Here is a 19,813-nt window from a genome sequence, read left to right as displayed (position 1 = left end):
CACCGGGAATCCGGGCGGGGCATCCAGTGAAGGCGGAACCGTGGAGCTACTGCTGCTGTTCTCCTGCGATGTTGATCAACCAGTTGATACCGAACTTGTCGACGCACATTCCAAAAGTGTCGCCCCAGGGTGCCGATTCGAGCGGAACGGTGACCGTACCGCCGTCGACGAGCTTGTCCCAGAAGCCACGCAGCTCAGCTTCGTCTGACGCGTCACCGCTGAGGGATACAGAAATGTTGTCGCCGGGGTTGTACTCCATGCCGTTCGGCGTGTCAGCCGCCATGAGGGTCAGGCCGCCAGGAGTTACCAGCATGGCGTGCATGACCTTATCGGCTTCGGCTGGGTCCTGACTCCCGGGCATGTCACCGAAAGTGCTGATGTTCAGCTCACCGCCAAAGACGGATTCGTAGAACGTGATTGCGTCCCGGGCATTGTCCCGAAACGAGATGTATGGGTTGAGGCGCGTTGTCATCGGTCGGTTCTCCTCAGGGTTGCCAGGTGCGTGAATACGGCACCCTGCGCACATGCTAGCAGCGCGTCCAGCGCCTGTCCCCCATGGTTACCCAACGCCGTCGTAAGCCCTTTGGAGCTCATTGATGTCGAGCTTGCGCATCTTCATCATCGCTTCCATGGCGCGCTGGGAACCTGCCGGGTCCGGCCCATTGAGGATCCCGGCCATAGCGGTAGGAACAACCTGCCACGACAGGCCAAACCGGTCCTTCAGCCAACCACACTGACTCTCCACTCCCCCGACGAGCAGGGCATCCCAATAGCGGTCCACTTCCTCTTGGGAGTCGCAATTGACCACCATGGAAACCGCCTCAGTGAACTTGAACATGGGGCCTCCGTTGAGGCCCATGAACTGCCTGCCCTCGATCTCGAATTCCACGGTGAGTGCCTTGCCGCCGGGCCCAGGCATAACCTCACCCATGGACGAATTGTCGAACGTGGAAGTGTAGAACTCCGCTGCCTCCTCAGCCTGGCCGTCGAACCACAAACAAGTGGAAATCTTCTGCATCTGCCATCCCTCCAAGGAACCGGGGAACTCCTTGTCCCCCGTCCGAGGCTAATACCGGGGCTTTCACCCCCACAATGGCCCGGAGCGAATTCCCGCCTGATCGCAATGGCCGCTAATGTCGGAGGCATGCCTTCCCCATCCAAGCCGTGGCTTCCAGCCGCAATCGCCGACCTTTTGTTGATTCTTGTCTTCGCAGCCATTGGTCGCGATGCTCATGCCCGTGGCGACATTGTCCTCGGAGCCTTCACCACGGCGTGGCCCTTCCTTGCCGGCGCCGCCATCGCGTGGATGGTCCTGCGTGCATGGCGGGCGCCGCTCTCCCTATGGCCGGTCGGCGTGGGCGTCTGGCTCAGCACGGTAGTGGTGGGAATGCTCCTGAGGGCAGCCACCGGGCAGACAGTCGTACTGCCGTTCATCGTGGTAGCACTGATCAGCCTCGCTGTTTTCCTGCTTGGATACCGTGCGCTGGTGGCCTTGGTGGTGCGGGTCGTGCGCAAGCGGCGCAGCCGGGTGTGATCCAGCCCGGGACATGGTGGATGCACTAGGCTGGAAAGCGTCCGCAATGATGCTTTTCCGGAAGGGCCCCACGTGATCACTGCTTTCGTCCTGATCAAGACCGACGCCTCGCGCATCCCGGAGACGGCCGAGCAAATCTCCGCCATCCAGGGCATCAGCGAGGTCTACTCCGTGACGGGCGAATGGGACTTGATCGCGGTGGCCAGGGTTTCAAAGCATGAAGAGCTTGCCGACGTTATCGCCGACAAGCTTTCAAAGGTTGGTTCTGTGGTCCACACCACCACGCACATCGCGTTCCGCGCGTATTCGCAGCACGACCTCGATGCGGCATTCGCACTCGGCTTCGAATAAACAGGACCGGGTCAGCTGTCAGCTCTGGCTGAGCGCTGTCCACTTCTCCAGGACCGCGGCTGCCTTACCCGAATCAACAGATTCAGCTGCGCGGGCGAACGCGGCACCCATCCGCTCCACCAGGCTGCCCTGGGCATGAAGGTCGAAGGACACCAGCCCTGCTGCCGCGTTCAGGAGAACAGCGTCGCGCACGGGCCCGACCCTACCGTCGAGGATCTCCCGGACAACGGCAGCGTTGGCTGCGGCGTCGCCGCCCCGGAGGTCGGCCACGGTAGACGGACCTATTCCCAGGTCCGCAGGAGTGAAGACCTGCTCTGTAACAGCTCCATCCCTGATTTCCCATACCGTGGACGGCCCGGTGGGCGTGAGCTCATCCAGTCCGTCGTCACCCCTGAACACCAATCCGCGGCTTCCACGCCGGGCCAGAACTCCAGCCACCAACGGGGCCATCCTGGCATTGGCCACACCAACAGCAGATGCCTGCACATGGGCCGGGTTGGTCATCGGCCCCAGGAAATTGAAGGCTGTTGGAACGGCCAGCTCCCGCCTTGGGACGGCCGTGTGACGGAATGAAGGGTGGAAAACCTGGGCAAAACAGAATGTGATTCCTGCCTCTTCGGCGTTCCGGGCCACCTGCTCAATCGAGAGGTCAAGGCGCACGCCCAGGGCTTCCAGGACATCAGCAGAACCGGACGTCGACGATGCCGCCCTGTTGCCGTGCTTGACCACCTTGGCACCCGCACCCGCAGCAACGAGCGCGGCCATGGTGGATATGTTGACCGTATTGAGGCGGTCGCCTCCCGTTCCAACGATGTCCAGCTTCTCCCCGGTGATCCCGATGGGATTGGCGTGCTGGACCATGGCCTCGACAAGGCCGGCCAACTCTTCGACCGTCTCGCCCTTTGCGCGCAAGGCCACAAGGAAGCCGGCGATCTGCGACGGCGTGGCTTCACCGGACATGATCGTATTCATGGCCCATTCGGTGTTGGCCACCGCAAGGTCGTCGCCGTTGATCAGTGCTGAGATGAGCCCTGGCCAGGTGTTGCTGGCTGCAGGTGCCGATGCCGGAGAAGTCACTCCCTGATGCTATCGAGCCAGCCACGCCGATGACCAATGTGAACCGGGCCGGGAACTTTTCCGCGCGATTTCGCGTCTTTGTAGAAAAAGTCTCCCGAATCGGTGGGTTGCATTGGGAACTCTGGACTTTTACAGACATAATGTCCTTGTGACATCTGCGACCCATGCCCCCAGTACCCCGGCGCACCCGACGCTGAACCGCCCCAACTTGGTTTCTGTTGGAACCGTAGTTTGGCTGTCCAGTGAGTTGATGTTCTTCGCCGGCCTCTTTGCCATGTACTTCACCCTGCGCTCCACATCGGGAACGATGTGGGCCGAGGAGACGGCCAAGCTCAACTTCCCGTTTGCGCTCGTCAACACCATCGTCCTTGTGGCAAGTTCCTTTACTTGCCAGATGGGCGTCTTTGCCGCTGAGCGGCTGGAGCCCCGCCGCACCGGCAGGCCGCTTCAGTTCACGCGCTGGGGCATGTCGGAATGGTTTGTCCTCACGTTCATCATGGGTGCCTTCTTCGTAGCCGGCCAGACCACGGAATACGCCATGCTCGTCTCCGAGCACGTTTCCCTGTCGTCCAACGCCTACGGCTCCGCCTTCTACATGACTACAGGCTTCCACGGCCTTCACGTCATCGGCGGTTTGATCGCGTTCCTGTTCATCATTGGACGCGCCTTTGCAGCCAAGAAGTTCGGACACTTCGAAGCGACGTCGGCAATCGTCACCTCTTACTACTGGCACTTCGTCGACGTCGTGTGGATCGGCCTCTTCCTGGTCATCTACGTCCTCAAGTAAGCCCCAGCTTTGACTCTTTTTCTACAAGAGGCAGAATTTAAAGAAGCGGCTCCCGGAGCCGACGCAGGATCGAAAAAAGGAACCACCACGTGAAGGCACTCTCGCAGAAGCGACGTCACCCACTGGCAGCCATAGCGCTGCTGTTGATGGGCCTCCTCCTCACTGGTGGGCTTTACGCCGTTGCCACAACCGTCAACCAGGCCAAGGCCGACACCACTAGCTACAGCGCCAGTGACGTAGAAGAAGGCGGAAAGCTTTTCGCCGCCAACTGCGCCACCTGCCACGGTATGGGTGCAAGCGGAACCAACGACGGCCCCTCGCTGGTCGGCGTGGGTGCTGCTGCTGTTGACTTCCAGGTTGGTACCGGTCGTATGCCCATGCAGATGAGCGGCCCCCAGGCCCAGAAGAAGCCCGCCCAGTTCAATGAGGAACAGACCAAGCAGCTCGCTGCTTACGTTGCCTCCCTCGGTGCAGGCCCGGCTATTCCCGAGGAAAAGCTCCTCGACGGTAAGGGAGACGCAGCCAAGGGCGGCGAACTCTTCCGCGTCAACTGCGCGATGTGCCACAACGCAGCAGCCGCTGGCGGTGCGTTGACCCGCGGCAAGTTCGCTCCCGGCCTGGCAGGTGTCACCGAAGCCCACATCTACGAAGCCATGGCCACGGGGCCGCAGAACATGCCCGTCTTCAACGATTCGAACATCACGCCTGAAGACAAGCGCGACATCATCACCTTCCTGAAGACGATTGAAGCCAATGGATCGCCCGGTGGAGCTGAACTTGGTTCCCTTGGTCCGGTATCCGAAGGCCTCTTCGTTTGGGTTGCCGGCCTGGGTGTCATCATCGCCTTCACCATCTGGTTGACGTCCCGCACGTCCTAGCCTGCAGGCAAAAAACTTCTGCTGCACAGTCAGCAGTTTGAAACTGAAAATAACTCGGCCCCGGCCGAGACAACGAGAGAAGGATGAGGCGAATTATGGGCAACCATAGTGACGGCAGTCCGAACCACTCGGGCACCGTAGCTACGGCTGGTCAGAATGAGGTGGAGAAGTTCCAGGATCCTGGACTTCCTCCGCATCGTTTGCGCCTGGCTGACACGGACCCGGTAGCCGCGAAGCGCGCCGAGCGTCAGGTAGCCATTCTGTTTGGCACCTCCGTCATCGGTACGTTGGTCTTCCTGGTGGCGTACTTCGCCATCGATTTGGGCGACGACACCACCATTGCGACCATCCGCACCCAAAACCTCCTTCTGGGACTGGGTACGGCTTTCGCCATGCTGGGTATCGGAACGGGCATCGTGCACTGGGCCAAGGCCCTGATGCCCGATCATGAAGTGTCGGAAGAGCGTCACGCCATCCGCACCGAGGAAGACCGCCAGGCTGCGGTCCGTATCGTCGACGACATCGTAGAGGAGACGGGCATTAAGCGCCGTCCTCTGATCCGCAACACCCTCCTGGACGCCGTTGCATTGGCTCCCCTGCCGGCCCTCGCCATCTTCGGCGATTTGGGTCCGCGGCCGGACAAAGCCCTTGCACACACCATGTGGGCACCCGACGGCGACAAGCTTAAGCGACTCACCCGCGACCCTGATGGCACCCCCATCAAGGCTTCCGATGTGACCATTGGTTCGGCATTCCACGTGATTCCCGAGGGGCTCAACGAGCTGCACGAAGGCAAGTTGAATGAAAAGGCAAAGGCAGTTGTCCTGCTCATGCGCCTCGACCCGAACTCGTTGAACCCCTCCAAGGGCCGTGAAAACTGGAGCTACAACGGCATCGTTGCATACTCCAAGATCTGCACGCACGTTGGTTGCCCCGTTGCTCTCTACGAGCAGCAGACGCACCACCTCCTGTGCCCCTGCCACCAGTCCACGTTCGACCTTACGCAGGAATGCAAGGTCATCTTCGGGCCGGCCAGCCGTCCGCTCCCCCAGCTGCCCATCGCAGTTGACGCAGAGGGCTACCTCGTCGCAACCAGCGACTTCAGAGAACCTGTAGGACCGAGTTACTGGGAGCGTGACGAGCATGAGCGCCTCATCAACAGCTGAAGCCCCCTTCGTTCCGAAAACCAAGGTTGGTAGTTTCACCAACTTCGTTGACGAGCGCGTAGGCGGCTCCGGCATCCTGCGTGAGTTCGGCCGGAAGGTCTTCCCGGACCACTGGTCATTCATGTTTGGCGAAGTGGCACTGTACTCCTTCGTCATCCTTTTGATGTCGGGTACCTTCCTGACGTTCTTCTTCGATCCGTCCATGGCGGAGACCCACTACCAGGGCTCGTACACCCCGCTGTACAACGTCGAGATGTCGGTCGCTTACAACTCGTCGTTGAACATCTCGTTCGATGTGCGTGGCGGGCTCTTCATGCGCCAGGTCCACCACTGGGCAGCACTGCTCTTCGTGGCCTCCCTCGGCGTTCACATGCTGCGTGTCTTCTTTACCGGTGCGTTCCGCAAGCCCCGTGAAATGAACTGGGTAGTGGGCGGCGTCCTGCTGATCCTGGCCATGGCAGCCGGCTTTACGGGCTACTCGCTCCCTGATGACCTCTTGTCCGGTAACGGCCTGCGCATCATCGACGGCGTGATCAAGTCCATCCCGGTGATTGGTACTTACATCTCGTTCTTCCTCTTCGGTGGAGAATTCCCGGGAACGGCCATCATCGGCCGACTCTACGTACTGCACATCCTGCTGGTGCCGGCACTTATCCTCCTGATGATTGTCATCCACCTCTTCATGGTCGTCGTACACAAGCACACCCAGTACCCCGGCCCCGGCCGTAATGACGGCAACGTCGTCGGCTACCCCCTCGGCCCGGTATACGCAGCCAAGGCCGGTGGATTCTTCTTCATCGTCTTCGGCGTCCTGGCCCTGATGGCTGCAGCATTCACGATCAACCCGATCTGGAACTACGGCCCGTACGATCCTTCGCCCGTTTCGGCTGGTACACAGCCTGACTGGTACATCGGATTCGTGGACGGCGCCTTGCGTCTCATGCCAGGTGTCGTGAACAACTTCCACTTCGAGTGGATCGTCTTTGGCCACACCCTGACCCTGAACGTGCTGCTCCCGGCCCTCGTGCCTGCCGGCATCATCTTCACCGTTCTGTTTACGTACCCCTGGATCGAACGCTGGGTCACCAAGGACAACCGGGAACACCACGTCCTCGACCGTCCGCGTAACGCTCCAACGCGTACCGCAATCGGCGTTGCAGGCTTCACCTGGTACTGCGTTATGTGGGCAGCGGCTGGTTCCGACCTCATTGCAACGCACTTCCACGTGTCGTTGAACGACGTTACCTACTGGCTCCGCACGCTGTTCTTCATTGGCCCGATCATCGCGTTCATCGTGACCAAGAGGATCGCTTTGGCTCTCCAGCGCAAGGACCGCGAAATTGCACTCCATGGCCGCGAAACCGGCCGCATCGTGCGCCTCCCGCACGGTGAGTTCATCGAGGTTCACGCCCCGTTGGACGAGTACAAGCGATACAAGCTGGTTGGCTTCGAGTCACCTGCTCCCCTGCCGGCCCAGCCGAACGAACACGGTGTTGTCACCCGCAAGGAAAAGCGCCGCGCGGCACTCTCCAAGTGGTTCTTCGAGGACCGGGTCGCACCGGCAACCCCGGCCGAACTGGAAGCAGCACACGCTCATGGCCACCATGAAGCAATCACCTCCGGTGAAGACCAGAAGAGCCTGAGCCACTAGCGCCCAGTAGCCTCTGTCAGATCACGTAAAAAGCCCGGCTGGATTTCTCCAGCCGGGCTTTTGCGTGCCCTGCATTGCACCGGTACAACAGCGACGGCGGTGGGCCGGCTTTGGCTGGCGTCCTCGCTTAGGGCGTCCTGTAGCCCGACGAGTAATTACGGGTAGGGCGGACGCCAGGACGCTGGAGGGGTACCCACAGCTTGTACCGGTCTGCCCGGTAATACGACACGGAGTAGTCCACCATCGCCCGGGCCACGAAGGCATGGCGCTGGATCTTGAGGAGGGGCGAACCGACGTCGACGTTAAGAAGGCGGGCCGTGGAGGGTGATGCGGCGGTGGCCTCAATCATGTCCTCGCCCCACTCCATAACCAGTCCGAAACGTTCGCTCAATACGTTGTAGAGCGATGTGGGTGGGGCCTCGTCCAACAAGCCAGGCACACGGTGGGCTGGGATAAAGTTCTCATCAACGCTCATTGGCTCGTTATCTGCCAGCAGCAGGCGCCGGAACCGGACCAGCGGCGTACCCTCATCCAGTTGCAATTCGCGTGCCAGGAAGGCACTTGCAGCGATCTGCTCAAAGCTGAGGACCTTAGCGGCCGGAACCATGCCTCGTCGCTGCATCTCCTCGCTGTAGGAGGTCAACTTCACTTGGAGATCCAGTTTGGGCTTCTTCACGAAGGTGCCGAGGCCGACGACGCGCTCTATGACATCTTCGCCGACCAAGGCGTCAATTGCTTGGCGCACAGTCATTCGGGCCAAGCCGAAACGTTCGGAAAGGTCCCTCTCGGACGGCAGCGAAGACCCGGGCGGACAGGACTGTGCGATGAAGGTCCGGAGGATTTCGCGTAGCTGGACGTAGATGGGTGTTCCGCTGGTCCGGTCTATATCCCCAGCGATACTCGCCGCTTCAGGCACGGCCGCTATCCATCATGTGAGTCATGGCTTAAGGATAATTCACTGGCACGTCAGGTCTAGACCACTGCCTTCGGTACGTACTGGTAACGGCTGGGGCAGCTACGCTTATATGGATCATTTCACGCGGAGCATCCGTCGTAACAAAGGAGTTGAGGTTGCCGGAGCTGAAGACCTACGTCGCTGCCGGGATCGGACTGCATGCGCGGGCCGCCGCCGTATTCGTTCGTGCTGTCACGGAGACCGGGCTCCCTGTGACAATTCGGAAACGGGAGGGTCGTCCTGTTGACGCACGCTCATTGTTGGAGGTCATGACAGAGGACTTTGCCCACGGCTGCGAGGTTTTCCTGGAAGTAGCTCCAGAGGCCCTCTCTGACGACCACAGCATTCCGAACGTCCAGAGTGCCCTTGTACAACTTTCGTCCGTCCTGGAGGCCTCCGAGGGCCACTGAACAGAGCTCCAGCTGCTCGGAACAACCTGCGGGCAAATAAAGAGGGCCCCACCTTTCGGTGGGGCCCTCTTTTGCTCTCAGGTACTGCTAGTGTGCGTGGTCGCCACGGCTGTATTCAAAGACCCAGCCAACGAGTGCCACCAGGGCCAGACCACCGGCAATGTAGGTGATCCAGAAACCGACTGCGAGACCCAGGAAGCCGCCTGCGCAGGCAAGGCCGAGAACCAGCGGCCACCAGCTCCAGGGGCTGAAGTGCCCCTGTTCGCCTGCGCCCTCGTGAACCTCTGCATCGGGACGGTCTTCCGGACGCATGCCGACACGCTTGCCGGTGAAACCAAGGTATGCGCCGATCATGCCCGCAAGGCCACCGACGAGGAGGATTCCCAGGACGCCGACCCACTCAGACCAATTGGTCAGGAAGCCGTAGGCGATGGCTACGGGGACGAAGAAGAAGACTCCGGCTCCGAAGAGCCACGATTCAATTTTCATTTGTTGACGTCCCTCTGGTCGGCGTTACCCAAAACAGCTGCTGCGGGTGACGGGGCCTCTGCGGTGTGGATCTGAGCCAACTCGGGGTGGTGCAGGTCCAGTGCCGGGCGCTCGGAGCGGATACGGGGCAAGGAAGTGAAGTTGTGGCGCGGCGGCGGGCAGGACGTAGCCCACTCCAGCGAGGCACCGAAGCCCCAAGGATCATCAACTTCAACCTTCTTGTTGCTGCGCCAGGTGATGTAGACGTTCCAGAAGAACGGCAGCAGCGAGGCGCCCAGTACGAAGGAGGAGATAGTGGAGAACTGGTTCATCCAGGTGAAGTTATCCTGCGGCATGTAGTCGGCGTAACGACGCGGCATGCCCTCGACACCCAGCCAGTGCTGGATGAGGAACGTGCCGTGGAAACCAAGGAAAAGGAGCCAGAAGTGGATCTTACCCAGGCGCTCGTTGAGCATCTTGCCCGTCCACTTTGGCCACCAGAAGTAGAAGCCGGCGAACATGGCGAACACAACCGTACCGAAGACCACGTAGTGGAAGTGCGCCACCACGAAGTAGGAGTCGGAGACGTGGAAGTCCAGCGGCGGCGACGCCAGGATGATGCCCGTCAGGCCACCGAAGAGGAAGGTCACCAGGAACCCGATGCTCCAGAGCATAGGGGTTTCAAAGGTGATTGAGCCCTGCCAGAGCGTTCCGATCCAGTTGAAGAACTTCACGCCCGTCGGTACCGCGATCAGCATGGTCATGAAGGCGAAGAACGGCAGCAACACCGAACCGGTCACGTACATGTGGTGTGCCCACACGGTGACGGAGAGTGCAGCAATGGCGATGGTGGCGTACACGAGGCCCTTGTAGCCGAAGATCGGCTTGCGGCTGAACACCGGGAAGATCTCGGAAACAATGCCGAAGAACGGCAGGGCGATGATGTAAACCTCGGGGTGCCCGAAGAACCAGAAGAGGTGCTGCCAGAGAACGGCACCGCCATTTTCGGGGTCAAAGATGTGGGCACCGAAGCGACGGTCCGCGCCGAGCGCGAACAGCGCAGCTGCCAGCGGCGGGAAGGCCATCAGGACAAGGATAGCCGTCACAAGGGTGTTCCAGGTGAAGATCGGCATACGCCACATGGTCATGCCCGGTGCACGCATGCAGATGATGGTGGTGATGAAGTTGACGGCACCAAGGATGGTTCCGAAGCCTGAGAGCGCGAGGCCAAAGACCCACAGGTCTCCACCGACACCAGGGCTGAACGTGGTGTTCGACAGCGGAGCATAGGCGAACCAACCGAATGACGCAGCACCCTGGGGGGTGATGAAGCCGGAGACGGCGATGGTGGAACCAAAGAGGAAGAACCAGAAGGCCAGGGCATTCAGACGCGGGAAGGCGACATCGGGAGCACCGATTTGCAGCGGCATGATGACGTTGGCGAAGCCCGCGAACAGCGGGGTTGCGAACATCAGCAGCATGACGGTGCCGTGCATCGTGAACATCTGGTTGTACTGCTCTTTGGTCTGCAGGATCTGCATTCCGGGCTCAAAGAGCTCGGCGCGGATCAGCAGGGCCATGACACCACCGAGGCAGAAGAACACGAAGGACGCAATGAGGTACATGTACCCGATGGTCTTGTGGTCGGTGGAAGTGATCCAGTTGACGACGATGCGTCCCTTGGACTTGGGTACTACCGGAGCTTCAAGAACCCCCGGCGCGGATTGAGTGTACGTAGCCACGTCGCTCCCCTTACTTGGATTCGTTCAGGTTCGGGTTGCGGTCGTATTCCGCACCGAGGAGACCCGTGTTGCCTTCTTGGCGAAGCTTGTCCATGTGCGACTGGAATTCAGACTCGGAGACAACCTTGACCCGGAAGAGCATTTCGGAGTGGTATTCACCGCAGAGCTCGGCACACTTGCCATCGAAGGTGCCCTCCTTGGTGGGGGTGAACCTGATGTAGTTCGTCTTACCAGGGATCATGTCGCGCTTCTGGAGGAATGCGGGAACCCAGAATGAGTGGATGACATCGCGGGAGTTCAGCTCCAGGTCCACGGACTTGCCAACGGGCAAGTACAACGTGGGGAGGAGTTCCTTGTCGACATCGTTGCCGGTCAGGTGGGCCTGGACGCCGGCCTCGTGGAGGTCCTCGTTGACGACCTCGCCCTTTTTGTAGTTGAAGTCCCAGGCCCACTGCTTGCCGCGGACGTCAACAACGACGTCGGCAGGCTGCGAACGGTCATCGATCGCACGCTGGTCCTGGTCGGTGAAGTAGAAGAACACCAGCACCATGAACAGCGGAATGGTCAAGTAGAAGACCTCAAGCGGCAGGTTGTAGCTGAGCTGCTTGGGGAATCCCGTGGTGCCCTTGCGGCGACGGTACGCGATGATGCACCAGACCAGGAGGCCCCACGTGATGATACCGACTGCCAAGGCGGCGATCCATGAGTTGACCCAGAGGTCCATGATCCGGTCAGTGTGGTTGGTCGTGCCGCGCTCTGTTGGCAGCCAACCCTTCTCTACCTCTGGTGAACATCCGGTCAAAACCAACGCGCCGGCGACTGCCAAGCCAGTGATCGAGGTGATCTTTATGCGTCGGCTGCCGGTTCGGTTCTGCGAACTCACAGACGGCCCTTCCTCTTGTTGCTGTCTCCCGGCAGGCCGAAGGCTCACCGGGCACACTAAAAGTTTTACTACCCGATGTAGAGCTTACCGCTATCAAGCGGTTTTCGCGCACATGTCGGCGCCGTGGCTCCCAACGCGTTTCACCGCGTCGGAAGTGGCGCCGACGTGCAGCGACGGCTCACATCAGTGGAATGAATCACCGCAGGCGCAGGAGCCGCCCGCGTTCGGGTTATCAATGGTGAAGCCCTGCTTCGAGATGGTGTCTTCGAAGTCGATGCTTGCGCCGCTGAGATACGGAACGCTCATCTTGTCCACCACGACCTCGACGCCGTCATAGTCACGCACGGCGTCGCCGTCGAGCAGGCGCTCGTCGAAGTAGAGCTGGTAGATCAAGCCGGAGCATCCGCCGGGCTGGACTGCAACGCGCAGCCGAAGATCGGTGCGCCCTTCCTGCTCGAGGAGGCTGCGGACCTTGCCTGCGGCGACGTCGGTCAGATTGACCTCGTGCGTGGCCAGTTCGTCGTTTGCGACGACCTGCGTTCCGGTGCTGTTTTCGTTGGTTGCAGTGCTCATTGGCCTACCTTCTTATGAAGCTCTTGGCGGCGGCGCCGGGACGCTGCCTGCCCTTACCCAATTACGTACGGGTTATAGCTAATGCTACGTCGCGCAGACGCTTAGCTATAACTCCTGACGTAACCACCTGCGGCATTTGGTTGTTCCCGGCCTGCACTTTCGGTTCAGCCCGCGAGGCCCTCGGCATTGAGCCTGGCCAGCATGAGAGCCTCTGCCACCACAGCATGGCTGAAATCGCCGATATGCAGTGACTCGTTGGCACTGTGGGCCCTGGAATCAGGGTCTTCCACCCCGGTCACCAGGATCTGGGCTTCCGGGTACATTTCCAGGAGGTCTGCGATGAAGGGAATGGATCCACCTATTCCCATCTCGACAGGCTTCACTCCCCAGGACTCCCCCAGCGCCCAAAGGGCCACCCGGGCCGCAGCTGATGAGGTATCGGTGGAGAACGCATCGCCCCGCTCCCCCGGCGTGAACGTCACCTTGGCACCGAACGGAGCATGGGACTCGACGTGCCGCCGCAGGGCGTCCATGGCAGCCTCGGGGTCCTGGCCGGGCGCCAGCCGCATGCTGAATTTGGCTCGCGCCGCCGGAATGAGGGTGTTGGAGGCAACGTCCACTGCCGGAACGTCCATGCCAATGATCGAAAGAGCGGGCTTGGTCCACAAGCGGGAAGCGATGGTGCCGCTCCCGGCGAGCCGCACGCCGTCGAGCACTGACGCGTCGGCGCGATAGTCGGCTTCGGCGAGGTCCACGGCCACCTCGTCCCGGCCCACCAGACCGGCGACAGCGACGTTGCCCTCGTCATCGTGGAGGGTGGCAATGAGCCGCGACAGGAGGGTCGGGGCGTCTAGCACTGGGCCGCCGAACATCCCGGAGTGCACCGCGTGGTCGAGCACGCGGACTTCAAAAGTGCCGTCAACGAGGCCGCGCAGGCTGGTGGTCAGGGCCGGAACGCCCACTTTCCAGTTGCTGGAGTCTGCAACAACAATGACATCAGAACGCAGGAGTTCGCGATGCTCCTCGAGGAAAGTCCTGAAGGTGGGCGAGCCCGCCTCTTCCTCGCCTTCGAAGAAGAATGTCACTCCGAGGCCGAAATCCTCGCCCAGGACTTTGGTTGCTGCACTGTAGGCCGCCAGGTGGGCCATGATGCCTGCCTTGTCATCAGCCGCACCGCGACCATACAGCCGACCGTCACGTTCCTCAGCAACAAACGGCTCCGACTCCCACAGTCCACGGTCTCCGGGGGGCTGTACGTCGTGGTGGGCGTAAAGGAGGATGGTCGGCTTGCCTTCCGCCGCGGGACGGCGCGCGACGACGGCGGGCCCGCCGGGGGTGCCGTCACTTTTGTCGCAACGAAGGATGCGGACGTCCTCCATGCCTGTTGCCTTTACCAGTGCGGAAACAGCTTCGGCGCTCTTATCCAGTTCCGAGGGGTCGAAGCTGGACCAGGCAATTCCCGGTATGGCGACCAGGTCTTTCAAGGATGCCAGAGTGGCATCGAAGGAGTCATGGACCGCCCGGGTCAGTGCCTCCACCGGGGTAGCGCCGGAGTCCAGGGGCTTGTTCTGCGGGGTCTCCGCATGTGCTGAAGTCATGGGCCACACTTTACCGCCGGGCGTTCTCCCGGCGGGGCAGGCACGGAGTGGCCATTGGGGCATGGGCAACCCGGGGCGTAACCTGCGCCACCTTGGTGCGGGGTATTCTGTAGGGGTGTTCGGACGCAAAAAGGAAGAGCCCAGCGCTCAATCAGTAGTAGACCAGGCCTATGCCACCGCCCAGGAGCCCGTAGCCGGAAAGGGCGCGCCCACGCCCAAGCGGAAGGACCAGGAAGCAGCCCGCAAGCGCCCTCTGGTGCCCACCGACCGTAAGGCATCAAAGGCAGCAGAGCGGGTGGCCATCCAGGACCAGCGCCAGAAGATGCGGCAGGCCCTGGATACGGGTGACGAAAAATTCCTGCCACTTCGGGACAAAGGGCCCCAGAAGAGGTACGTCCGCGACTACGTCGACGCACGGTTCAGCCTGGGCGAGTACCTGATGTTTGGCGCCCTGTTGTTCGTTGTCATTTCACTGATCATTCCCACCACGAGCGCGGGAATCAGCTACGTCCTGGTGGGCTTCTGGATCATGTTCCTGGCTGTATTCATCGATGCCTTCATCCTGTCCCGCAAGCTGCGGAAGAAACTCACCGAGAAGTTCGGCGAAGTGGAGCGTGGCTCTGTCTGGTACGGATGCATGCGAGCCCTTCAGTTCCGCAAACTCCGCCTGCCCAAGCCGCAGGTGAAGCGCGGACAGTACCCGGCCTAAGGCCCCAACCCCTGTCAAACGTATGAAGACCCCGGACCAATGGTCCGGGGTCTTCATCGCTTAACCGCAGTCTTAGTGGCCTGAGCCCCGCCGAAGCCTTACAAGGCCCTTGTTGATTCGGGACGCCCAGAACGGACCTTCGTAAAGGAATGCCGTGTAGCCCTGGACCAGGGTGGCGCCGGCCTCAAGGCGTTCCTGGACGTCCTCGGCTGATTCGACGCCGCCGACCGCGATCAGCACAAGGTCATCGCCCACAGCCTGCTTGAGTCTGCCAAGCACCTCCAGGGACCGCTCCTTGAGGGGCGCTCCTGACAAGCCTCCGGCACCGATGGAATCCACCTTCGCGCTTCCGGAGACAAGCCCCTCACGGGTAATCGTTGTGTTTGTCGCGATGATTCCGTCCAGCTTGAGGTCAAGTGCAAGCCGGGCGACGTCCTCGATGTCTTCGTTGGACAGGTCAGGCGCAATCTTGACCAGAAGCGGTACGTGGCGCCCCGCAGCTTCGTCGGCAGCATCTCCAACTGACCGCAGCAAAGGACGCAGCGTCTCCACGTTCTGCAGCAACCGCAGGCCCGGCGTGTTGGGCGAACTGACATTGACTACCAGGTAGTCTGCGGCGGGGGCGAGGCTCCGGGCGCTCACAAGGTAGTCCTCCGTGGCGTCGGCGAGGTCCACCACCTTGGTCTTGCCAATGTTCACCCCGATGATGGGCCGAAGATCAGGATGGTTTTTCTGCAAAGCAGCCCGAGCAGACTTGAGCCGGGGCGCAACGGCAGCGGCGCCGTCGTTATTGAATCCCATCCGGTTGATGACCGCACGGTCCTCTATCAGGCGGAACAGGCGTGGTTTCTCATTACCCGGCTGCGCTTGGCCCGTGATGGTACCCACTTCGACGTGGCCGAAGCCCAGCTCCGTCAGGGCCTCGATGCCGTGGCCTTCCTTGTCGAAACCCGCCGCAAGTCCGAAGGGCGAGGGAAAGCTCAGGCCCAGCGCCTCGGTGCGGAGCGAGGCATCCGGGGCAGTCATGCGGGCAAGGACCCGCCCCGCGCCAGTACGGTGGGCGGCACGGATTCCCTGGAATCCGATCTTGTGGGCCTTCTCGGCATCCATCCAGGAGAAGGCCAACTTAAAGAATGTGGGGTAAAAACGCATGGTCTTAGTTTTGCTGTTCGCGGACGACTCACCAAACCCATGACTGTGCCGGGCGCTAGCATGTACGCATGCCGCCAGAAAACAGTGACGCACGTCATCTCCGCAGGAGCCGCAGGATCACCGCCGATGTCGTGGTAGTTGGTGCAGGCCTGTCGGGACTGGTGGCGGCCGCCACAGCATACGCGGCGGGCAAGACGGTGGCCGTCCTGGACCAGGAGCCGGAAGCCTCGGTGGGCGGCCAGGCCCATTGGTCCTTTGGCGGCCTCTTTATGGTCGATACGCCGGAGCAGAGGCGGCTCGGCGTACGGGACAGCGCTGATCTCGCACTTTCCGACTGGCTGGCCTCCGCGGCTTTCGACCGACCGGTGGATTCGAACGCCCGGGAATGGGCCGAGGCCTATGTGGACTTCGCCGCCGGTGGGAAGCGGGCCTGGCTGAAAAGCCTCGGCGTTGGCATCTTTCCGTTGGTCCAGTGGGCGGAGAGGGGAGGGTACGGGCCGCAGGGCCATGGAAATTCAGTACCCCGCTTCCACGTCACCTGGGGCACGGGACCAGCCCTGGTGGAACCCTTCCTGAGGAAGGTGCTCGAAGGCGTCGAAGCCGGAAGGGTGTCGCTTCACTTCCGGCACAGGGCGACAGCCCTCACCATCACGGCCGGTTCGCTGACCGGCGTCGTCGGAGATGTCCTGGAACCGTCGACGGCGGTGCGGGGCCAGGCGTCATCCAGGCTCCCCATTGGGGGCTTCGAGGCTGCAGCCGGAGCGGTGGTGGTGACAACCGGGGGCATAGGCGCCAACCACGTGGCAGTCCGACGCCAATGGCCAGGAGGGCGACCACCCGCGGAGATGCTCAGCGGCGTCCCCGCCTCAGTAGACGGTGATTTCCTTTCAGTGGTGCAATCCGGCGGCGCCGCCATGATCAACGGCGACAGGATGTGGCACTATCCCGAAGGTATCCACAACTACGATCCCGTGTGGCCGATGCACGGTATCCGTATTCTTCCCGGGCCATCATCCTTGTGGCTCGATGCTGAAGGACATCAACTGCCGGCACCATTGTTCCCGGGGTACGACTCCCTGGGCGCCCTCCGTCACATTGTGGCAACGAGCCATAGCCATTCGTGGTTCGTCCTCAACCGCACCATCGCCCTCAAGGAACTCGCCTTGTCAGGTTCGGAACAAAACCCTGACCTGACCGGCAAGGACGTCAGGCTCCTTGCGTCGCGGTTGAGGGCTGGCAGCGACTCTCCCATCCAGCGGTTCCTGGACCACGGCGTGGATTTCCTGCAGGCAGCCACCCCCGGGCAGCTCGCGTCGAAGATGAACCAGCTGGCCGGAGGCGACCTCATACAGCGGGAGTCCTTGGAGTCCGTGATCAGCGCCCGGGACCGGCAGGTAGCGAGTGGGCTCGGCAAGGACCCGCAGCTTGCGGCCATCAGGGCAGCGAGGCGGTTTGCCACCGACAAGCTGATGCGAGTGGCTCCCCCGCACCGCCTGACCGACCCTGCCCACGGGCCTCTCATCGCCATCCGGCTCTCGGTATTGACCCGCAAGAGCCTGGGCGGACTCAGGACAGACTTGGCCTCCAGGGTGCTCGACGATAGTGGACAGGCAATCCCAGGGCTCTACGCAGCCGGGGAAGCTGCCGGGTTCGGCGGCGGAGGCATCCACGGTTACCGGGCTCTGGAAGGGACATTCCTGGGCGGCTGCCTCTTTACCGGAAGGGCGGCCGGAAAGGCGGCAGCCGCTTTTGTCTAAGCTGGAGCCATGGAATGGACCGCTGACATCCTGGGAACCGGCTACCAGTCCTGCAGTATCGACGCCGCAGGCCCGGATGGCGTGATCCGCCATGCCACGCTGATCCGACACGACGCGGATCCGCTGGACCAGGCCGGAAGCGGCAAGGACGGTTCGGTGCGACGACTTGGCGTTGTCCTGTTCCTCCATGGATGGAGCGACTACTTCTTCAACACCGAGCTCGCCGAGTTTTGGTCGCGCCAAGGCTATGAGTTCTATGCCCTGGACCTGCACAACCATGGACGAAGCATCCAGCCCGGAGATCCCGGTGGCTATGTCGCCAACCTGGCCGACTACGACGCCGAAATCAACCAGGCCATTAGCGCGATTCACCAAGGACGTTCCGGATCCACGGCGGAGAGCCTGACACTCATGGGCCACTCGACAGGCGGGTTGGTAGCCGCCCTCTGGGCCAGCCGACACCCCGAACGAGTTCAGTACCTCATTCTCGACAGCCCCTGGTTGGAGATGCATGGGAGTTCCATGGTCCGGCGGACAGCGAACGCCATGGTGGCGCCTTTGGCGAGATTCCGTCCCGAAACGGTCCTGAAACTGCCGGAGCGTGGTTTCTATTTTCGCAGCATCAGCAGCTCCGCAGAGGGAGAATGGCACCTGGACGAAAGGTATCGGCCGCCCTTGGCTTTTCCTGTCCGGGCGGGCTGGCTCCGCGCCGTTTTCGCCGGCCAGTCGCAGGTGGCCCGCGGCCTGAACCTGGAAATGCCGGTTCTGGTCCTGATGTCCTCAGCCAGCGCAAACGGCATGATGTGGCGCGAGTCCATGCGCCGTTCAGACGCTGTGCTTGATGTAGGCGTGATGGCTTTGCGGGCCATGGCACTGGGCCGGACTGTGACTCTGGAGCGTATCGACGGAGGCCTCCATGACGTATTCCTGTCGGCACCTGCCGTGAGGAAAGACGCCTACGCCCGCCTGGCCCGATGGATCAGGGGATTCATGCAGGACAAAGCACCGGATGACCACCACGAGGGGGATAGATGAGCGACGCAGGGAAAACCGGTGCCGGATGGGAAAACGACATCCTGGGCCACGGCTATGAATGCTTGGACCTGCCACTTAAGCCGGATGAGGAGGGACAGGTCAAGGCGACGCTGGTCAGGCACGCACCTCCCGTCGCCCATCCCGCCCCGCAAGGTGTCCTGGACTTCCTGGTGTCCTTTACCAAGCGGCATCGTCGCGCCACCCCTGCGGATCCCGGAGGTGCCCCGCGGGCGGTCCTGTACCTCCACGGATGGGCGGACTACTTCCTCCAGACCGAGCTCGCCGAATACCTCACAGCCTCCGGTTTCCACTTCTACGCGCTGGACCTGCGGAAGTTTGGCCGCAGCCTCCTCCCCGGACAGACTCCCGGATACACCTCCGACCTTGGTGTTTACGACGAGGACATAGGGGCAGCCTTAGTGGAAGTCGAACGGGACGTGATGGCCCGGACCGGCAACTCCACTGCACCCACCATTCACATGGTGGCCCACTCCCTGGGCGGTCTCATCGCTGCCCTGTGGGCTGACCGCAACCCGGGCAGAGTGGGCACCTTGGTACTGAATTCACCGTGGCTCGAACTGCAGGGAAGCAGCCTGGTCCGAAGTATCGCCATGCATCTGGTTGAACCTTTTGCCCGCACGGACCCGAAAAGGCCTTTCAGGTTCCCCGAGATGCCGGCGTACTGGGAAAGCGTCAGCAACGAAGCCCACGGCGAGTGGATCCTGGATCCGGTCTGGCGACCACGGGCGTCCTTCCCGATCCGGGCGGGATGGACCAAAGCCGTGCTCGCCGGTCACGCTGCCGTGGAACGTAAGCTCAATATTGACGCGCCAGTGTTGGTCCTCTTATCCGGACGGACCCGGATCCAAGCGGAATGGACGGCGGACCTCATGCGGGCCGATGCCGTCATCGACGTCGAGGAAACATCCCGTCGCGCGCTGGGCCTGGCTCGGCGCACGGCCGTCTTCCGCTATCCCGGAGCGCTTCACGATGTGTTCCTGTCCCGGCGCACGGTACGCCAGCAGGCCTATCGGGACGTCGCCGTCTGGCTTGCGGCATACCCCTACTGAGCAGGCACACCTCGTAT

At 61.7% G+C, this 19,813-nt stretch carries 21 protein-coding genes; 11 read left to right on the top strand and 10 right to left on the bottom strand.

All coding sequences use genetic code 11. The annotated features are described in order from the left end of the window. Window positions 1-46: 46 nt before the first annotated feature. Complete coding sequence (locus ABHM97_RS06670) at window positions 47-472, bottom strand: VOC family protein (RefSeq protein ID WP_349470041.1); 426 nt, start codon at window positions 470-472, stop codon at window positions 47-49. Between the two features lie 87 nt (window positions 473-559). Beyond that, window positions 560-1,018 (bottom strand): VOC family protein, encoded by a 459-nt coding sequence (locus ABHM97_RS06665; protein WP_349470040.1) that lies wholly within the window; start codon window positions 1,016-1,018, stop codon window positions 560-562. 126 nt (window positions 1,019-1,144) lie between these two features. Here ABHM97_RS06665 and ABHM97_RS06660 point away from each other — a divergent pair, with 126 nt between their 5' ends. Together ABHM97_RS06660 and ABHM97_RS06655 are read left to right on the top strand one after the other, a co-directional pair. After that, window positions 1,145-1,534, top strand: coding sequence for a DUF3054 domain-containing protein (locus ABHM97_RS06660; RefSeq protein ID WP_349470039.1), 390 nt, complete (start codon window positions 1,145-1,147; stop codon window positions 1,532-1,534). Window positions 1,535-1,606: 72 nt separating this feature from the next. Further along, window positions 1,607-1,885, top strand: coding sequence for an Lrp/AsnC family transcriptional regulator (locus ABHM97_RS06655; RefSeq protein WP_235522051.1), 279 nt, complete (start codon window positions 1,607-1,609; stop codon window positions 1,883-1,885). 18 nt (window positions 1,886-1,903) lie between these two features. Here ABHM97_RS06655 and trpD read toward each other — a convergent pair whose 3' ends face one another. Further along, a complete protein-coding gene (gene trpD, locus ABHM97_RS06650) occupies window positions 1,904-2,962 on the bottom strand; it encodes an anthranilate phosphoribosyltransferase (protein ID WP_235522052.1) in 1,059 nt (352 codons plus the stop codon). Between the two features lie 148 nt (window positions 2,963-3,110). Here trpD and ctaE point away from each other — a divergent pair, with 148 nt between their 5' ends. The 4 genes from ctaE (at window position 3,111) to qcrB (ending at window position 7,444) form a co-directional block, all read left to right on the top strand. Then, complete coding sequence (ctaE, locus tag ABHM97_RS06645; RefSeq protein WP_235522053.1) at window positions 3,111-3,749, top strand: aa3-type cytochrome oxidase subunit III; 639 nt, start codon at window positions 3,111-3,113, stop codon at window positions 3,747-3,749. A gap of 89 nt (window positions 3,750-3,838) precedes the next feature. Then, window positions 3,839-4,627, top strand: a complete 789-nt coding sequence (gene qcrC / locus ABHM97_RS06640; protein WP_235522054.1) for a cytochrome bc1 complex diheme cytochrome c subunit — start codon at window positions 3,839-3,841, stop codon at window positions 4,625-4,627. Between the two features lie 95 nt (window positions 4,628-4,722). Further along, complete coding sequence (gene qcrA, locus ABHM97_RS06635; protein WP_349470038.1) at window positions 4,723-5,793, top strand: cytochrome bc1 complex Rieske iron-sulfur subunit; 1,071 nt, start codon at window positions 4,723-4,725, stop codon at window positions 5,791-5,793. Beyond that, a complete protein-coding gene (gene qcrB / locus ABHM97_RS06630) occupies window positions 5,771-7,444 on the top strand; it encodes a cytochrome bc1 complex cytochrome b subunit (protein ID WP_235522056.1) in 1,674 nt (557 codons plus the stop codon). Before qcrA ends, qcrB begins: the two co-directional genes overlap by 23 nt. Window positions 7,445-7,571: 127 nt before the next feature. Here the strand turns inward: qcrB and ABHM97_RS06625 are convergent, their stop codons facing one another. Continuing rightward, a complete protein-coding gene (locus tag ABHM97_RS06625; RefSeq protein WP_235522057.1) occupies window positions 7,572-8,360 on the bottom strand; it encodes a GntR family transcriptional regulator in 789 nt (262 codons plus the stop codon). Window positions 8,361-8,515: 155 nt separating this feature from the next. Between ABHM97_RS06625 and ABHM97_RS06620 the strand changes: the two genes are divergently transcribed. Beyond that, window positions 8,516-8,809: an HPr family phosphocarrier protein gene (locus tag ABHM97_RS06620; RefSeq protein ID WP_235522058.1), complete on the top strand. Its 294-nt coding sequence runs from the start codon at window positions 8,516-8,518 to the stop codon at window positions 8,807-8,809. A gap of 87 nt (window positions 8,810-8,896) precedes the next feature. Here the strand turns inward: ABHM97_RS06620 and ABHM97_RS06615 are convergent, their stop codons facing one another. The 5 genes from ABHM97_RS06615 to ABHM97_RS06595 all read right to left on the bottom strand — a co-directional run bounded on the left by ABHM97_RS06615 (window position 8,897) and on the right by ABHM97_RS06595 (window position 14,073). Next, window positions 8,897-9,298: a cytochrome c oxidase subunit 4 gene (locus tag ABHM97_RS06615; protein WP_235520697.1), complete on the bottom strand. Its 402-nt coding sequence runs from the start codon at window positions 9,296-9,298 to the stop codon at window positions 8,897-8,899. Continuing rightward, window positions 9,295-11,019: an aa3-type cytochrome oxidase subunit I gene (gene ctaD / locus ABHM97_RS06610; RefSeq protein WP_235520698.1), complete on the bottom strand. Its 1,725-nt coding sequence runs from the start codon at window positions 11,017-11,019 to the stop codon at window positions 9,295-9,297. The genes ABHM97_RS06615 and ctaD overlap by 4 nt, the downstream gene beginning before the upstream one ends. Before the next feature lie 10 nt (window positions 11,020-11,029). Continuing rightward, window positions 11,030-11,902 carry an aa3-type cytochrome oxidase subunit II gene (gene ctaC / locus ABHM97_RS06605; protein WP_235520699.1) on the bottom strand — a complete coding sequence of 291 codons (873 nt, stop codon included), beginning with the start codon at window positions 11,900-11,902 and terminating at the stop codon, window positions 11,030-11,032. A gap of 183 nt (window positions 11,903-12,085) precedes the next feature. Beyond that, entirely contained in the window at window positions 12,086-12,475 is a 390-nt protein-coding gene (locus ABHM97_RS06600; protein ID WP_211712345.1) for a HesB/IscA family protein, read from the bottom strand. Between the two features lie 164 nt (window positions 12,476-12,639). After that, the gene (locus ABHM97_RS06595; RefSeq protein WP_349470037.1) at window positions 12,640-14,073 is read right to left on the bottom strand and encodes a dipeptidase; all 1,434 of its coding nucleotides are present in this window, start codon (window positions 14,071-14,073) and stop codon (window positions 12,640-12,642) included. A 115-nt stretch (window positions 14,074-14,188) separates the two neighbouring features. On the opposite strand from ABHM97_RS06595, the gene ABHM97_RS06590 reads away from it, so the two are divergent. Further along, entirely contained in the window at window positions 14,189-14,782 is a 594-nt protein-coding gene (locus ABHM97_RS06590) for a DUF3043 domain-containing protein (RefSeq protein ID WP_257368040.1), read from the top strand. 72 nt (window positions 14,783-14,854) lie between these two features. On the opposite strand, the gene ABHM97_RS06585 is transcribed toward ABHM97_RS06590, so the two are convergent. Continuing rightward, complete coding sequence (locus ABHM97_RS06585) at window positions 14,855-15,934, bottom strand: quinone-dependent dihydroorotate dehydrogenase (RefSeq protein WP_349470036.1); 1,080 nt, start codon at window positions 15,932-15,934, stop codon at window positions 14,855-14,857. A 68-nt stretch (window positions 15,935-16,002) separates the two neighbouring features. Here ABHM97_RS06585 and ABHM97_RS06580 point away from each other — a divergent pair, with 68 nt between their 5' ends. From ABHM97_RS06580 to ABHM97_RS06570, 3 genes are read left to right on the top strand one after another with little or no spacing between them, the layout of a single operon-like run. Further along, on the top strand, window positions 16,003-17,691 hold the full coding sequence (locus ABHM97_RS06580; protein ID WP_349470034.1) for an FAD-binding dehydrogenase: 1,689 nt from the start codon (window positions 16,003-16,005) through the stop codon (window positions 17,689-17,691). 9 nt (window positions 17,692-17,700) lie between these two features. Continuing rightward, window positions 17,701-18,726 (top strand): alpha/beta hydrolase, encoded by a 1,026-nt coding sequence (locus ABHM97_RS06575; protein ID WP_349470033.1) that lies wholly within the window; start codon window positions 17,701-17,703, stop codon window positions 18,724-18,726. Continuing rightward, window positions 18,723-19,796, top strand: coding sequence for an alpha/beta hydrolase (locus ABHM97_RS06570; protein ID WP_349470032.1), 1,074 nt, complete (start codon window positions 18,723-18,725; stop codon window positions 19,794-19,796). Before ABHM97_RS06575 ends, ABHM97_RS06570 begins: the two co-directional genes overlap by 4 nt. Window positions 19,797-19,813 lie beyond the last annotated feature (17 nt).

The sequence above is a fragment of the Paenarthrobacter sp. CAP02 genome (genome assembly GCF_040137855.1).
Taxonomy (GTDB): domain Bacteria; phylum Actinomycetota; class Actinomycetes; order Actinomycetales; family Micrococcaceae; genus Arthrobacter.
Note: the sequence above shows the minus strand (reverse complement) of the source record. Positions and strands in the feature narration are given on the sequence as shown.